Source organism: Aminobacter sp. LjRoot7 (genome assembly GCF_964252895.1).
Taxonomy (GTDB): Bacteria; Pseudomonadota; Alphaproteobacteria; order Rhizobiales; family Rhizobiaceae; genus Aminobacter; species Aminobacter aminovorans_B.
Genome location: NZ_CAXUPX020000008.1, coordinates 230917 through 246464, shown reverse-complemented (window position 1 = coordinate 246464; position 15548 = coordinate 230917). Strand labels below are relative to the sequence as shown.

Annotated in this window: 12 protein-coding genes; 3 read left to right on the top strand and 9 right to left on the bottom strand. The window is 64.7% G+C overall.

Translation table 11 applies throughout. The annotated features are described in order from the left end of the window. Nucleotides 1–60 precede the first annotated feature (60 nt). The 4 genes from ACSQ3E_RS22015 to ffh all read right to left on the bottom strand — a co-directional run bounded on the left by ACSQ3E_RS22015 (nt 61) and on the right by ffh (nt 5303). On the bottom strand, nt 61–2520 hold the full coding sequence (locus ACSQ3E_RS22015) for a putative bifunctional diguanylate cyclase/phosphodiesterase (RefSeq protein ID WP_436124320.1): 2460 nt from the start codon (nt 2518–2520) through the stop codon (nt 61–63). A gap of 417 nt (nt 2521–2937) precedes the next feature. Then, nucleotides 2938–3330 (bottom strand): 30S ribosomal protein S16, encoded by a 393-nt coding sequence (gene rpsP, locus ACSQ3E_RS22010; RefSeq protein ID WP_310325738.1) that lies wholly within the window; start codon nt 3328–3330, stop codon nt 2938–2940. Between the two features lie 57 nt (nt 3331–3387). After that, nucleotides 3388–3714 (bottom strand): chorismate mutase, encoded by a 327-nt coding sequence (locus ACSQ3E_RS22005; RefSeq protein WP_436124319.1) that lies wholly within the window; start codon nt 3712–3714, stop codon nt 3388–3390. 8 nt (nt 3715–3722) lie between these two features. After that, nucleotides 3723–5303: a signal recognition particle protein gene (ffh, locus tag ACSQ3E_RS22000; RefSeq protein WP_310325733.1), complete on the bottom strand. Its 1581-nt coding sequence runs from the start codon at nt 5301–5303 to the stop codon at nt 3723–3725. Nucleotides 5304–5695: 392 nt separating this feature from the next. Here ffh and ACSQ3E_RS21995 point away from each other — a divergent pair, with 392 nt between their 5' ends. Next, nucleotides 5696–7399: a putative bifunctional diguanylate cyclase/phosphodiesterase gene (locus tag ACSQ3E_RS21995; protein WP_436124318.1), complete on the top strand. Its 1704-nt coding sequence runs from the start codon at nt 5696–5698 to the stop codon at nt 7397–7399. Between the two features lie 42 nt (nt 7400–7441). Here ACSQ3E_RS21995 and ACSQ3E_RS21990 read toward each other — a convergent pair whose 3' ends face one another. Continuing rightward, the gene (locus tag ACSQ3E_RS21990) at nt 7442–8053 is read right to left on the bottom strand and encodes a DUF1236 domain-containing protein (protein ID WP_310325728.1); all 612 of its coding nucleotides are present in this window, start codon (nt 8051–8053) and stop codon (nt 7442–7444) included. 125 nt (nt 8054–8178) lie between these two features. Next, complete coding sequence (locus tag ACSQ3E_RS21985) at nt 8179–9417, bottom strand: flavin monoamine oxidase family protein (RefSeq protein WP_436124317.1); 1239 nt, start codon at nt 9415–9417, stop codon at nt 8179–8181. 167 nt (nt 9418–9584) lie between these two features. On the opposite strand from ACSQ3E_RS21985, the gene ACSQ3E_RS21980 reads away from it, so the two are divergent. Both ACSQ3E_RS21980 and ACSQ3E_RS21975 read left to right on the top strand, forming a co-directional pair. Further along, complete coding sequence (locus tag ACSQ3E_RS21980; protein ID WP_409014671.1) at nt 9585–10403, top strand: lytic murein transglycosylase; 819 nt, start codon at nt 9585–9587, stop codon at nt 10401–10403. Between the two features lie 130 nt (nt 10404–10533). Further along, the gene (locus ACSQ3E_RS21975) at nt 10534–11052 is read left to right on the top strand and encodes a hypothetical protein (RefSeq protein WP_436124316.1); all 519 of its coding nucleotides are present in this window, start codon (nt 10534–10536) and stop codon (nt 11050–11052) included. Nucleotides 11053–11099: 47 nt separating this feature from the next. Here the strand turns inward: ACSQ3E_RS21975 and ACSQ3E_RS21970 are convergent, their stop codons facing one another. The 3 genes from ACSQ3E_RS21970 to ACSQ3E_RS21960 form a co-directional block, all read right to left on the bottom strand. After that, a complete protein-coding gene (locus ACSQ3E_RS21970; protein WP_310325720.1) occupies nt 11100–11576 on the bottom strand; it encodes a hypothetical protein in 477 nt (158 codons plus the stop codon). Nucleotides 11577–11614: 38 nt separating this feature from the next. Then, nucleotides 11615–12832 carry an argininosuccinate synthase gene (locus ACSQ3E_RS21965; RefSeq protein WP_115730049.1) on the bottom strand — a complete coding sequence of 406 codons (1218 nt, stop codon included), beginning with the start codon at nt 12830–12832 and terminating at the stop codon, nt 11615–11617. A gap of 296 nt (nt 12833–13128) precedes the next feature. Next, complete coding sequence (locus ACSQ3E_RS21960; protein ID WP_436124315.1) at nt 13129–15432, bottom strand: Tex family protein; 2304 nt, start codon at nt 15430–15432, stop codon at nt 13129–13131. Nucleotides 15433–15548: the final 116 nt, after the last annotated feature.

Genomic DNA, 15548 nt, shown 5'->3' with positions numbered 1-15548 from the left:
CTCCGGCGACCTCGCTGCAGCTTAGGTGGCGCGGTCGGCCGGCGGGGTCAAGCAGGTCGCCTAAGCCACCTGAACCTTGTTGCCACGATAGCTCGCGATGATGTCGGCCGCGCCCGCCCTATCGACCGGCGGGCTGAACAGGAACCCCTGGATCTCGCCGCAGCGTTCACGCCTCAGCAATTCGAGCTGGGCGCCGGTCTCGACGCCTTCGGCCGTCGTGTCGATGCCGAGATTGGCGCCGAGACCGATGATTGCGCGCACGATGGCCATTGATTCACGGCTGCTGCCTATGTCGCGGACGAAGGAACGATCGATCTTTAGCCGGCTGAATGGGAAGCGCCTGAGGTAGCTCATCGATGAGTAACCTGTACCGAAATCGTCGAGCGCGATGCGCACGCCGATCTCCTTGAGCTGCTGCAACACGGCGAGATTGGCGCCTGTGTCGGCCAGAAGCACGGATTCGGTGATCTCGATCTCGAGCCGCGACGGATCGAGCCCCGACCGGGCGATGGCCTTGCCGATGGTCTCGGCGAACTGCCCCTGCCGGAACTGCACCGCCGAGGCGTTGACCGCGATGACTAGGTCATCCGGCCAGGTGGCGGCGCAGCGGCAGGCCTCGTCGAGCACCCAGCGCCCGATCGCTTCGATCATGCCGGTCTCTTCGGCAAGCGGGATGAAATCCGCCGGTGAGACCATGCCCCGCCTGGGGTTGCGCCAGCGCACGAGCGCCTCGAAGCCGCGCAGCGCGCCTGTCTTCACCGAGATGATCGGCTGGTAGTGCAGCTCGAGTTCGCGATCGAGATCGGCGCAGCGAAGCTCCAGCTCCAGCTCGCGGCGATCGCGCATCTCGGCGTCCATCTCAGGTTCGAAGAAATGGAACGCGCCCTTGCCGTCGCGCTTCGAGCGGTAGAGCGCCAGATCGGCGCATTTGAGCAGCGTGCCGGCGTCGCGTGCATCGGCCGGCGCGATCGCGGCCCCCAGGCTGGCGCCGATCGACAGCTTGTGCCCCTCATAGGCATGCGGCTCGCTGATTGCCTGGATGATGCGCTTGGCCAGCGTTTCGACGTCGGCGCGGCTGAGCGCGCCGCGCAGCAGGATGGCGAACTCGTCGCCGCCGAGCCGGGCGACAAGATCGCTGCGGCGCAGAAGCTTGCGGATGCGGGACGCCGTCTCGACCAGCATGGCGTCGCCGGCGGCATGGCCAAGCGTGTCGTTGACCGCCTTGAAGTCGTCGAGGTCGACGAGCAGCAGCGCGAAGGGCTGGTGGCCTGCGACAGCGGCGCCCACCGCCTCTTCGATTTCCTGCGAGAAAGTGGTGCGGTTGCCGACGCCGGTCAGCGGGTCGTGGTGGGCGAGGAAGGAAATGCGGTCCTCGGCGCGCTTGCGCTCGGTGATGTCGACGATGGTCGACAGCGTCGCCGGCGCCGTGCCGACCTGGATGTTCCTGGCATATTCGATGACGTCGAGCTCGTTGCCCGCCGCGGTGCGGTGGCGGACAAACCGCTCGCCCGTAGCCGGCAGATCGGCGACACCGGGCTCCAGATCGGCGATGCCGAGCGCCAGGAACTCGCCACGGTCACGGCCATAAAGATTGAGCGCGGCAGTGTTGACGTTCAGGAACGCGCCGCCATCGACCTGGCGCACATACATCGGCACCGGGTTGTCGTCGAACAGCGAGCGAAACAGCGTTTCGCGATTCCGGATTTCACGTATGTCGGTCAAGGTCACGGCCAGAAGGCCATCGGTCTCGGCGACGCCGACCTGCAGCGAAACGGTTTCGCCGCCAAGCTGGTATTCCAGCTCGAGCGACGGCGCGGCGACGCCATGCGCGCGGGCGACGCCGCATTCGTCGAGCAGGCGCGACAAGCCGCAGGCGGCGTTCGCCTGCGACAGCAGCCTGAAGCGCATGTCTTCAGCCGACACGCCGAGAAGGCGCGCCGCCGCATTGTTGATGCTGAGGACCTGGTAATCCCTCGCCTCGCCACCGGCGGATTCGAGCGCGCTGAGCGCCAGGATGCCTTCGTCGGTCGAGTTGATGAGCAGCCGGGCCAAGTCGATCTGGCTCTTTCGCGGCCGCGCGAAGACCAGGAAGTACTCACCCGGCCAGCGGCACGACAGCGGCAGCGCCAGAACCTCGACGGTGGAGACCATGCCGTCGACGATCGAACGGCACAGCGCCAGCCGTGGACGCGCCGCACCCCGAGCAAGTTCGATTGCACCCGATATGGCGCGCTGGAAGGCGAATGGCAGCACCGACAGTACAGCTGCGGGCTCGCTCAGGCCGGCAATGGTGCTGAAACGCGGGCCGGCACGCAGGATGAAGCTGTCCGTGCCGGCCTGCAGCCGAACCACCGCCATCTCGTCGGCGAAGCGGCCGACGCTGCCGAGCGCCAGCTCTTCATAGGGCGGCAAGGCGCCGTCGATGCAGGCCGCCTGCCAACGCCGCAGCACCAGCCCGACATCGTCGAACTCGGTGTCGATGTCAGGGTCGGCAGCGCGCTTTGCGGCCGACTGCTCCACCACATCGCCTTGCATTTCCGGCGGAAGCGCTGGCGCCCTGTCCCTAGCTCGCATTGCCAAAAGCATCCGGTCCACCTGTCAGCCTGCGGCGGTCCGGACCTGGTCGGCCAGGTCACAGGGATGCCGCGTCGATTGTCGGAATGCCGAAGCCCCCCTCGGCCAACAGCCCGGCATCATGCCTGCACGGCATGCCGCGCGCTGTCGGTGGCAAGCTATCCGGCGGCGCCTTACCGCCGGCTTAAGCCAAATGTCACATAAGTGTCATACACTTAGGGGCGGCAGCGGCAGCGGCAGCGGCAGCGGCAGCGGTGGCGCTGGCCAGACCGGGCCAGATCGACGGACCGACTGAAACACACCCTGAAAAGCAAAACGGCGGACCTTTCGGCCCGCCGTTTTTTTCACCCGTGGGGCGAAAAATTACTCTGCCGAAGCTTCGGCCGGAGCAGCAGCAGCGGCAGCGATGGCAGCAGCAGCGTCGTCCTGGGCCTTCTTCAGGGCAGCCAGACGCTCCTGGGCCTTCTTGCCCGGCTCACCCTTGGTCGGGTTCGAGCGGGCTTCGCGCTTGACGATGCCGGCTTCGTCGAAGAAGCGAGCGACGCGGTCGGTCGGCAGCGCGCCGTTCGACAGCCAGTACTTGGCGCGGTCGGCGTCGAGCTTCATGCGCTCGCCATCCTTGGGCAGCAGCGGGTTCCAGGCGCCGATCGCCTCGATGAAACGGCCGTCGCGCGGGCTGCGGGCGTCAGCGATGACGATGTGGTAGTAGGGGCGCTTCTTCGAGCCGGCGCGGGCCAGGCGGATCTTAAGGGACATTGTCTTACTCCTGAATAGTTCTGTCTTGGGTTTGGTATGTGTCTGCTTGTTCCGCCATCAGGCGGAGGTAGTCCTGTCTGAGCCGCCATTTCGCTCGGCGGCCAGCATTTCGTGGTGACGGATCACCTCGCGGATGATGAAGTTAAGGAACTTCTCCGCGAAATCGGGGTCGAGATGAGCATCGTCGGCCAGTCGGCGCAGGCGCGCGATCTGGGTGGCCTCGCGTGCCGGATCAGCCGGCGGCAGGCCGTGGGTGGCCTTGAGCACGCCGACTGCCTTGGTGCAGCGGAAACGCTCGGCCAGCATGTGGATCAAGGCTGCGTCGATGTTGTCAATCGAAGCGCGCAGTTCCTGAAGCTGCGCCTGCGGGGTGATTTCGGTCATCGCGCTCCTCACTTCTTCTTGCCAAGGCCGGGCAGGCCACCACCGAGACCGGGAAGCTTCATGCCGCCGGGCAGGCCAGGCAAACCGCCACCCATACCGGGCATGCCGCCGGGAAGGCCCTTGAGCCCGCCGCCAAGACCGGCCGCTTCAGCCTGCTTCTGCAGGGCTTCGAGCTGCTTGGGGTCCATCTTGGACAGGTCGGGCATGCCGCCGCCGGGCATCATGCCGCCAAGGCCCATCTTGGAGGCCAGGCCGCCCATCATGCCGCGCATGAGACCGCCGCCTTTGCCCTTGCCGCCCATAGCCTTCATCATGTCGGCCATCTGGCGATGCATCTTGAGCAGCTTGTTGATCTCGGCAGCGTCAGTGCCGGAACCGGCGGCGATGCGCTTCTTGCGCGAATGCTTGAGGACGTCGGGATTGGCGCGCTCGGCCTTGGTCATCGACGAGATGATGGCGAGCTGGCGCCCGAACATCTTGTCGTCCAGGCCAGCTGCAGCCATCTGGTCCTTCATCTTGCCCATGCCCGGCATCATTCCCATGATGCCGCCCATGCCGCCCATCTTCTGCATCTGGCCAAGCTGGTCGGCGAGGTCGTTCAGGTCGAACTTGCCCGACTGCATCTTCTTGGCCATCGCCGCGGCCTTTTCCGCGTCGATGTTTTCGGCAGCCTTTTCGACCAGCGAAACGATGTCGCCCATGCCCAGAATGCGGTCGGCAATGCGCTTGGGATAGAATTCCTCAAGCGCTTCCATCTTTTCGCCGACGCCGATCAGCTTGATCGGCTTGCCGGTGACAGCACGCATCGAAAGGGCCGCACCGCCGCGGCCGTCGCCGTCCATGCGGGTCAGCACCAAACCGGTAATGCCGACGCGGTCGTCGAAATTCTTGGCGAGGTTGACGGCGTCCTGACCGGTCAGCGAGTCGGCGACGAGCAGGATCTCGTGCGGGTCCGACACCTTGCGGATGTCGGCCATCTCGACCATCAGCGGCTCGTCGATATGGGTACGGCCGGCGGTGTCGAGGATGACGACGTCATGGCCGCCGAGCTTGGCTGCCTGGACGGCGCGCTTGGCGATGTCGACCGGCGACTGGCCGGCGATGACGGGAAGGGTCGCGACCTTGGTCTGCTCGCCGAGCTGGCGCAGCTGCTCTTGCGCGGCCGGACGGCGCGTGTCGAGCGAGGCCATCAGGACCTTCTTGCCCTGGCGCTCGGTGAGGCGCTTGGCGATCTTGGCCGAGGTGGTGGTCTTGCCCGAGCCCTGCAGGCCGACCATCATGATGACAACCGGCGCCGGCGCATTGAGATCGATGGCGACGCCTTCGGAGCCGAGCATCTCGACAAGCTCGTCATGGACGATCTTGACGACCATCTGCCCGGGCTTGATCGACTTCAGGACCGCGGCGCCGACGGCTTTTTCGCGCACCTTGTCGGTGAACGAACGCACCACTTCCAGTGCAACGTCGGCTTCGAGCAAGGCACGGCGAACCTCGCGCAGGGCTGCCGAGACATCGGCCTCCGACAGTGCGCCACGGCCGGTCAGGCCGTTCAGGATCGATCCAAGCCGCTCTTGCAGCGATTCAAACATTCGACTTCCCTTCTCTCAGCCAACCGGTGTCGAACCGAGAGGTAATGCCTCTGCGCGCCTGAACCAAACCAAAAAGCACCCGGGGGCGCACTGCGCTGCCGGGTGTTGGCCTCCGGGATCGTATATAGCCGCTAGGGCGTCCCGGTCGGCCGCTCGGAGTGGAACTCGTCGCGGAATTTGTCGGCTGTAGACAGGAAAATGCGCGGCGAGTCAAGGCAGAGGCCTGAGAACAGCGATTGTTGGCGGATTTTCGGACGAAAATCAGTGGCTGTTAATACTTCCCTGCTGTTATATGCGTCATCCGGGGGGATACATGTACTATTTCAGAGTCTTCTACCACCATGTGTGACCACCGGGTTGGTCCGCATAAAGTGATGGACGGTGGTGATTTCATGACCCCGACCGCAGATGCCTCGCCGCTTGCCGGCTTCGCCGAGAATATCGAATTCGCGCTGGTGGTCATCGATGCCAGCCGCAACATTTCCTTTGTCAACAAGTCGGCCGAGCGCATGTTTGGCTACGACAAGGCCGAACTTGTCGGCAAGACCCTCGACCTGATCATTCCCGCAAGGCTGCGCGGCGCCCACAATGCCGGCATTGCGCGCGTCGCCTCGGGCACCCCATCCAAGCTGAGCGGCAAGACCGTCGAAGTCTCGGCATTGCGGCGCGATGGTAGCGAATTCCCCATCGAACTGTCGCTTTCGGTCTGGCAAGGACCGAACGGCGTTTCCATGGGCGGCATCATCCGCGACATCTCCGAGCGCAGGCAGCGCGACATGCGGCTGTATCGCCTGGCGCATCAGGACACCCTGACCGGCCTGCCCAACCGCTTGCAGTTCGACATGCAGCTCGAGGATGCGCTTGAGAGAGGCGAGGCGACGGGGCTTTTGCTTGTCGACCTCGACGGCTTCAAGAAGGTCAACGACACGCTCGGCCATGCCACCGGCGACACGCTTTTGCAGGCGCTGGCGGTACGTTTGCCTGCAGCGCTCGACGCCAATGCCATGGTGGCGAGGCTCGGCAGCGATGAATTCGCGGTGCTGTTGCGTGGCATCGACAAGCCCGCGGCGGTAGCCGCGGCGGCAAACAGCCTGCTGCATTCTTTCGAACAGCCCTTCGAGATCGGCGACCATCTGCTCAAGCTCGGTGTCAGCATTGGCGGCGCGGTTGCGCCCCGTGACGGCGGGGATTCGGAAGAGCTGATGGCCAGCGCCGACCTGGCGCTTTACCGCGCTCGGCAGCAGGGCGGCAGCTATCGCATATTCGAGCTTGGCATGCGCAACGCGGTGGCCGTACGGCGCGCGCTGCAGGACGAACTGCTGCGCGCCATCAAGGCAAAGGAATTCGTCCTGCACTACCAGCCGCAGGTCTGCTTGGAGAGCGGCAGGGTGCTGGGCGCCGAGGCACTGTTACGCTGGAAACATCCTTCGCGCGGATTGCTCGCGCCCGCTGATTTCCTCGCCGTGCTCGAAACGCATTCCGGCGCGCTGACAGTTGGCAATTGGATCCTCGATGAGGCCTGTCGGCAGTCTGCCGCATGGCGGGCCCAAGGCTTTGCCCCGATCACCATGGCCGTCAATCTGTTCGCCGCGCAGGTCAATGCCGGCACCCTGGCCGAAACGGTGACATTGACGCTGTCGCGTCATGGCCTTCCGGCCAATGCGCTGGAGCTCGAGGTCACCGAAACCATCGCGCTCGACTATGAGGAACGCACGCTGGCGCCTTTCCGCAAGCTCGCCAAGGCAGGCGTCGGCCTCGCTTTCGACGATTTCGGCACCGGCCACGCAGCGCTCAGCACCATCAAGCGCTTTCCCCTTACGGTGCTCAAGGTCGACCGCAGTTTCGTCCGCGATATGCTGCGCGAACCACAGGACGCGGCGATCGTGCGCGCGGTGCTCGGCATGGCCAGCGACATGGGGTTGTCGGTCGTCGCAGAGGGCATCGAGACGCGGGCACAGGAGGCGGCACTATACGCCATGGGCTGCCGCATCGGACAGGGCTACCTCTATTCCAAGGCGCTGCCCGCTGCCGATTTCGAGAACCTGCTGAAGCGGGCGGAACATCTTTCCGACGATGCACCAGCGATACGGGTCTAGCTCCGGCCGCCGGACGGCATGCCCAGCGGCCGGCCTTGAAGGCTAGCGGACCACGTAGACCACGCGCCGCGTTGACGGTTCGACCAACACCGGCTGGCCGTTCACATAGACATAGCGGTACTCGTAGTCGGGGATCTCGGTCAGTTCGACAGTGTCAGGCAGTCCAGCACCGACAACGACTTCGCCGTCGAGATAGACCGGCTCTATCCGGTGGTCGGTCACATAGGTGCGCACCGCGCCGGGCGGCTCGATGGCCGGCATGGCTTCGCCGGCGACAATCGCGCCCGTCGTGCCATCGATGACGACATCACCGGCACCACCGGCCGCCGGCGGATCAACAACGACAATGCCGGAATCGGCCGGCCGTGCCGAAAGCACGATCTGCTGGCCGCCAAAGTCGCCAACGAGATAATCGGAGTAAACCCAGCCATCGCCGCCAGAATCCGCGACACTGCACCATTTGCTGCCTTCAAGGCAGCCACGAAGTGTGGTGCCCTGTCCGGCACCGATGACGCCGATGACCGGATATTGCGGCCCAGGGCCGGCGCGGACGTTGAGGTCGGTCGCCGCCTGCACGGCAACGTCGGCAAAGGACGGGCCGGAGAAGGCGAGCAACGCGCCCGTAATGGCGGGCAACAACAGTTTGGTTTTCATCTTTTCGCTCCGTTTTCTTGGTCCCTCAAGGGGCCGAAACGGGACGGACAGCCATCAGTTCCTGATGAACTGGCCCGGAACGCTCACGAATTGTAGCAGCTTGACGCTTGCGGGCGCGGCTGTCGTCAGTTCGCCACCAGCTGCGAAACGATATCTCGCGCCACCGCTTCGCCTGACAGCCGGGCTCCACCGCAGGTCTGGATCAGCGGGCCGGCAAGATGCTCGCCGGCAAAGAAGATACGCTCGTGAAGCGGCTGCATCAGTATCGACCGCGCCTCGGAACGGCCGGGGCGAGCGGCGGCATAGGCGCCCCTGACATAGCGTTCGGCGCCCCAATTGGTCATCATCGCGCGGCCGACGTGCTTGCGCGTGTCGTTGCCGAAAATCTCGCACAGCCGGTCGGTGGCGAAATCGACCCCAGCCGCCTCGCCGGCGGCCGACAGCTCCCAGGCGAAATCGCCGCCGACGAAACCTACCATCAGGTCGAGATCGAAGGGAAAGCTGAGGAAATAGATGTCGTGGCGCGCGGCGCGCTCGACAAGCAGGTCGTCGAAGGGCTTGAGCCCAAGCCGGCTGCCCCTGATTTCGACAGGAAGCTTGGTCAGCATGCCCATCGGCAGGTCGAAGAAGGCCGTCACGTAGCTTTCCGGCAGCGCCGGCGAAAAGGCGATCTCCTCGAAGGCCAGCACCGCCGGCGAAGCTGTCACGATCACCGCGCGAGCGCGCAGCACGCCGCGATCGGTGTGGCAGCTGACGCCAGCTCCATCCCAGTCGATCCGGCGCACTGGCGTGGCAAGCTCGACCGGCACGTCGGCGCCGAAACGCGCGACGAGCGTGCCATAGCCCTCACGGGTGAAGTAGTTCGGGTCGAGGTCGGCAGCGTTTCTGAAGTCGGCGACCGAGATTTCGTCTTCATCGGCGCCGAAATCCATCGGCCCGCAGAAGGTGGCGGCCGCGCGCGACGAGCGTCCCTTGGCCAACAGCGCGCCAAGCCGGTCGTCGGCGTTGTTGTGGCCTTCGAGCAGGACGGTCATGGCGGCATCGGCCGCCTTGACCGCTGCCTCCTCCGCTTCACTCGCCTTGCGGTTGCGATAATAGAGATGGTCGATGTTCATGTCGTGATGATGCATCGTCCAGCCGGCGGCCTGCGCTTCGGGGAAATAGGGGTTACGGTCGGCGGCGTGCAGCCAGGCGCAACCGATGTCGAAGGGCACACCGAACTGTTTGTTGCTGGTCCAGGCCCGCCCGCCTATGCGATCCATGGCTTCCAGCACTTTGAAGCTAAGTCCTGCCCGGCGCAGCACTTTTGCCGCCGCAAGACCCGCGGACCCGGCACCGACGATCACAACATCGACATCTTCCATGGTTTTTCCCCGCTCTCGCCATATTCATTGCTTGATCGTATGCGAGTTTTTTGCCACCTGCCATTGTAGGCAGATGGGGACGTAAACGCCTTCTTAACGATGACAAGAGAGCGTGGGGCTGGCAACATCCCTCCCAGGGGCATTGATTCAGGCATCAGGAGAACGGCATGGCATTATTTGCCAAGGTGAAGACTTTTGCTGCGGCCTCCGCCATGCTGGCGGCTATGGCTGGCGGCGCATATGCGGCGGAGTGCGGCAACAACGCGGGTGGCTTCGAAGCATGGAAGGCATCTTTCGCCGACCAGGCGGCGGCGAACGGCATCAAGGGCAACGCGCTCAGCGCCCTTGCCAAGACGACCTACGCCACCAAGACCATTTACGCCGACCGCAACCAGAAGAGCTTTAAGCTCTCGCTCGACCAGTTCATGGCCAAGCGCGGCGGCAAGGCGATTGCTTCCAAGGGCAAGACCATCAAGAAGCAGAACGCGGCTCTGTTCCAGAGCATCGAGGCCCGCTACGGCGTGCCGGCCGGCCCGCTGATCGCGATCTGGGGCATGGAAACTGGCTTCGGTGGCTTCATGGGCAACCAGCACACGCTGTCGGCCGTCGCCACCCTGGCCTATGACTGCCGCCGTTCGGAATATTTCACCGACCAGCTCTACGCCGCACTCAAGCTCGTCCAGAGCGGTACGCTGGCGCCCAACGCCATCGGCGCGGCCCATGGCGAAATCGGCCAGACCCAGTTCCTGCCGGTCAACGTGCTGAAGTACGGCGCCGACGGCGACGGCAACGGCAAGATCGACATGGTCCGCTCCAAGGCCGACGCACTGGCGTCGACCGCCAACTTCCTGCGCGGCCATGGCTGGAGTGCCGGCGGCGGCTATCAGCCCGGCCAGGCCAATTTCGGCGCGCTGCAGGGCTGGAACGCAGCCAGCGTCTACCAGCAGGCGATCGCCATCATCGGCGCGGAAATCGACGGCAACTGACGCCTGATGACCTGACACAACCCTGTCAGGAGACATTTCCGCAGCACTGGCAAAGCCAAAGTCTCGGACGCAGAATGACAAAAGCCCGGTGCCGACACCGGGCTTTTTCAATGCGGACGAGGATCTTGTCATGAACAGCCAGAGCGGCCTGCCCGCCGATCTCTCGCGCTTCGGCAATGTCGAAGGCTACTCCCACTACCCCAAATTGGTAACGCCAGGCCTGCCGGCGCCTGCCGGTGGCGGCCTGCTCAAATGGTACGACATATCAGAAGCAGAAACGCCGGTGAGGCGCGAAACCAGCGCGCTGGCACAGCGCTTCCTGGCGGCGGAGACGGCAACCGAGCGGCTCAACCTCAAGGGTGAGCTCGGCTTCGTCATCCTGCATCGCTGCGGCGGCGATTTCCATTTCCTGCTGGTGAGCTCATGGCGCAATGCCAACGAGATGTGGGAGACGGTCTACGCCAAGACTGCAGACGCGCCCGATTTCTCGCCGTTTGCGCTGCCCGGGCCGCATCGGGCGACCTTCTGCGTCTGGGAATTGGCGGCCGTGAACCATGAGCGGCTGGCCTTCAGCCGCTATCTGTTTTCAACGCGCGACGAAGCAGCCAAGCGGGCTTATCTCGGCGACATGTATGATGGCGGGGCGTAGTGCTTCCTCTTCTCACAGGCTGAGAGAGGAAAAACGGCTTCAGCTTTCTACTTGACTTCAAGCACGTAGGAACATCCCGCCAGCACCTTGCCGGGATGTGTCTCGACGGTGGACACGTTGAGGCTGATGCGCGTGGCCAGAGTGACGCTCTCGGCAGTTTCCGTCTTTTCCGAGACCACCTTTTCGCCCAGGAACTTCTGCGACGTCGACAGCGTCGGCTCGATGCCAAGCTTTTTGGCGAGGTCAGAGACGCTGACCCCATCCAGCACCGCCATCGGTCCACTGGAAGTGAAAACGATGGTCTTCGTTTCCAAGCCGAAGACGGTCAACGGCTTGTCCATCTCATATTGCGACAGGAAAGGATTGCCGCTGTCGATGGCGCGCCAGCCAAGCTTCCCGGGAGCGTCGGGCTCGCCAGCCAGCCAGAAGGCAAAGCTGGTGTAGGCCGGCACATCGACCCGACATTCGACCAGCGCCGGCAGATCCAGCGTTGCCGGATCGAACTCGTCCGCGGCGGCCGGCAAGGCCGCCGCGAGCAAGCAGAGGGCAGCAGCCCGCGCGATCACCGGTTGCGCGCGGCGAGCGTGCGCAGGCGGAGCGCATTGAGCTTGATGAAGCCGGCAGCGTCCTTCTGGTCATAGGCGCCCTGGTCGTCCTCGAAGGTGACCAGCTTGTCGGAATAGAGCGACTTCGCGCTCTCACGGCCGATAACCATGACGTTGCCCTTGTAGAGCTTGAGGGTGACTTCGCCCTCGACGTCCTTCTGGCTGAGGTCGATCGCCGCCTGCAGCATCTGGCGCTCGGGCGAGAACCAGAAGCCGTAGTAGATCAGCTCGGCATAGCGCGGCATCAGCTCGTCCTTGAGGTGCGCGGCACCACGGTCGAGCGTGATCGACTCGATGGCGCGGTGCGCCGAAAGCAGGATCGTGCCGCCGGGGGTCTCGTAGACGCCGCGGCTCTTCATGCCAACGAAGCGGTTTTCGACCAGGTCGAGGCGGCCGATGCCGTTGTCGCGACCGTAGTCGTTGAGCTTGGCAAGCAGGGTCGCGGGCGACAGGCGCTCGCCATTGATCGAGACGGCGTCACCCTGTTCGAAGCCGATCTTGATGACAGTCGCCTTGTCGGGCGCTGCCTCGGGCGAAATCGTGCGCATGTGGACGTATTCGGGCGCCTCGACGGCCGGATCTTCCAAAACCTTGCCCTCGGAGGACGAGTGCAGAAGGTTTGCGTCGACCGAGAAGGGAGCCTCGCCCTTCTTGTCCTTGGCAACCGGGATCTGGTGCTTTTCGGCGAAGTCGAGCAGGTCGGTGCGGCTCTTGAACGACCAGTCGCGCCACGGTGCGATGATCTTGATGTCGGGGTTGAGCGCATAGGCCGACAGCTCGAAACGGACCTGGTCGTTGCCCTTGCCGGTGGCGCCGTGGGCGATGGCGTCGGCACCGGTCTTGCGGGCGATATCGACGAGGTGCTTGGAGATCAGCGGACGGGCGATCGAGGTGCCGAGCAGGTAGACGCCTTCATAGACGGCATTGGCCCGGAACATCGGGAAGACGAAATCGCGGACGAACTCCTCGCGCACGTCCTCGATGAAGATCTCCTTGATGCCGAGCATCTCGGCCTTCTTGCGCGCCGGTTCGAGTTCCTCGCCCTGGCCGAGATCGGCGGTGAAGGTGACAACCTCTGCATTGAGCTCGGTCTGCAGCCACTTCAGGATGATGGAGGTATCGAGGCCGCCGGAATAGGCGAGCACGACCTTCTTGACGTCTTTCCACTTGGACATGGGATCACGGCACCTTTCGCATGCGGCCCTGGGCCGCGTTTTCCCGGGCTTTCTAAGCACGAACGGCGAACCGGGCAAGGGCGATCATGCCGCTGGGTGAGCGGGGGCAGGATCGGGTCGACGCTCACATCTCCGCAGAAAGGGGCACGACGTCGCGGACAGCCTTCTTCTCTCCGTCCTTACGGGGAGAAGATGCCGGCAGGCAGATGAGGGGCAGCGCAAACGCCGCAAGATTGCCCCTCACCCTTACCCTCTCCCCGTAAAGAACGGGGAGAGGGAGGCGTCCACGTATTGGATTACTTCCGCTTCATCGCCTCGAGCAGCGCCGCGCCAAACGCCCCTTGCTGCTCCGGCTTGTTCTGCTGTGGCTTGGACGAGGCAAATTTCATGTCGCGGCTCTTGGCCGGTGCTGCCGACCTCGGTGCCGGCTCGCCGCCGTCCTTGCGCATGGTGAGCCCGATGCGCTTGCGCGGGATGTCGACCTCGACGACGCGGACCTTCACCACGTCGCCGGCTTTCACCACCTCATGGGGGTCCTTCACGAACTTGTCGGCGAGCTGCGAGACATGGACGAGGCCATCCTGATGCACGCCGATGTCGACGAAGGCACCGAAGGCGGCAACGTTGGTCACGGTGCCTTCGAGCAGCATGCCCGGCTTCAGGTCCTTGATGTCATCGACGCCGTCGGCGAAGGTCGCGGTCTTGAAGCCCGGGCGCGGGTCGCGGCCCGGCTTTTCCAGCTCGGCGATGATGTCGCGCACTGTGGGCAGACCGAAACGCTCATCGACGAAGGTACGCGGATCGATCGCCTTCAACGCCGCGCTGTCGCCCATCAGCTGGCGCAGGTCACGGCCACAGAACGCCACGATCTTCTTGGCGACGCCATAGGCTTCAGGGTGGACCGATGACGCGTCGAGCGGTTCCTTGCCGTCGCGGATGCGCAGGAAGCCGGCGCATTGCTCGAAGGCGCGCTGGCCAAGACGGGGTACCGACAACAGGTCGCGACGTGTGGCGAAGGCGCCCGAGGCATCACGATAGGCGACGATCGACTCGGCAAGCGACGGCCCGAGGCCGGAGACGCGAGCGAGAAGGGGAGCGGAGGCCGTGTTGAGGTCGACACCGACGGCGTTCACCGCGTCTTCGACCACGGCTTCCAGCGAGCGGCCGAGGCGATACTGGTCGACATCGTGCTGGTATTGGCCGACGCCGATCGACTTGGGCTCGATCTTGACCAGCTCGGCGAGCGGATCCTGCAGGCGGCGCGCGATGGAGACGGCACCGCGCAGCGACACGTCGAGATTGGGGAATTCGGCGGCAGCCGTGGCGGAGGCCGAATAGACCGACGCACCGGCCTCGCTGACGATGACTTTCGTGGGCTTGGGCGCCGGCATGTCAGTCAGCATGTCGGCGACCAGCCGCTCGGTCTCGCGGCTACCGGTGCCATTGCCGATGGCGATCAGCTCGACCTTGTGGCGGATGATCAGCCGGGCAAGCTCGGCCTGGGTGCCGCGCACGTCGTTCTTGGGCGGGAAGGGGTAGACGGTGGTGGTGTCGAGCACCTTGCCAGTGGCGTCGATGACCGCGACCTTGACGCCGGTGCGGATGCCGGGATCGAGGCCCATGGTGGCGCGCGAGCCGGCCGGGGCTGCGAGCAGCAGGTCCTTGAGATTGCGCGAGAAGACGCGGATCGCCTCTTCTTCGGCCGCCTCGCGCAGGTCGCGCATCAGGTCGAGCGAAAGCGACAACGACAGCTTCACCCGCCAGGTCCAGCCGGCGACCTGCATCAGCCACTGGTCGCCCGGCAGGGTCGATCCAATCTGGTAGGCGGCGGCGATCATGCGCTCCACCGGCTTGACCGGCGAGGTGTCGTCGGCGTCAATCTCGAGGTCAAGCGACAGCACATCCTCGTTGCGGCCGCGCAGCATGGCAAGCGCACGGTGGCTCGGCACCGAGGCCCAGCGCTCGGAATGGTCGAAATAATCGGAGAACTTGGCGCCTGCTTCCTGCTTGCCGTCCACGACGCGGGCACGCATCACCGCGCGCTCCTTCATGTGGGTGCGCAGGCGACCGAGCAGGTCGGCGTTTTCCGAAATGCCCTCGGCGATGATGTCGCGCGCGCCTTCGAGCGCTGCCTTCACATCGGCGACTTCGCCGGCGACGTAAGGCACGGCGAGCTCAGCGGGCACTTTCGAACGGTCGGCAAGGATGGCTTCTGCCAGCGGTCCAAGCCCGCGCTCCCTGGCGATTTCCGCCTTGGTGCGGCGCTTGGGCTTGTAGGGCAGGTAGATGTCCTCAAGCTCGGCCTTGGTGGTGACGGTGGCGATGCGGATCGCCAGGTCGTCGGTCATCTTGCCCTGGCCGGTGATGGATTCGACGATGGCGGCGCGGCGTGCCTCGAGTTCGCGCAGATAGGCGAGGCGTTCGGAGAGATCGCGCAGCTGGGTGTCGTCGAGGCCGCCGGTGACTTCCTTGCGGTAGCGCGCGACGAAGGGAACGGTCGCGCCCTCGTCGAGCAGCCCGACGGCAGCGATGACCTGCTCGGCCTTCGCATTGATCTCGGCTGCGATGATCGCAGCGATTTTCCTGATGTCGCCAGCCATGGAATCCTGGTGCCTGTTGAACGGGTGCGCGAACATAGGGACTGCTGGCAGAAACGCCAAACGGCCATTTTCCCACACCGTCTCAAGCTCCACAGAAAAGCGGCAGGGCTGCGGCA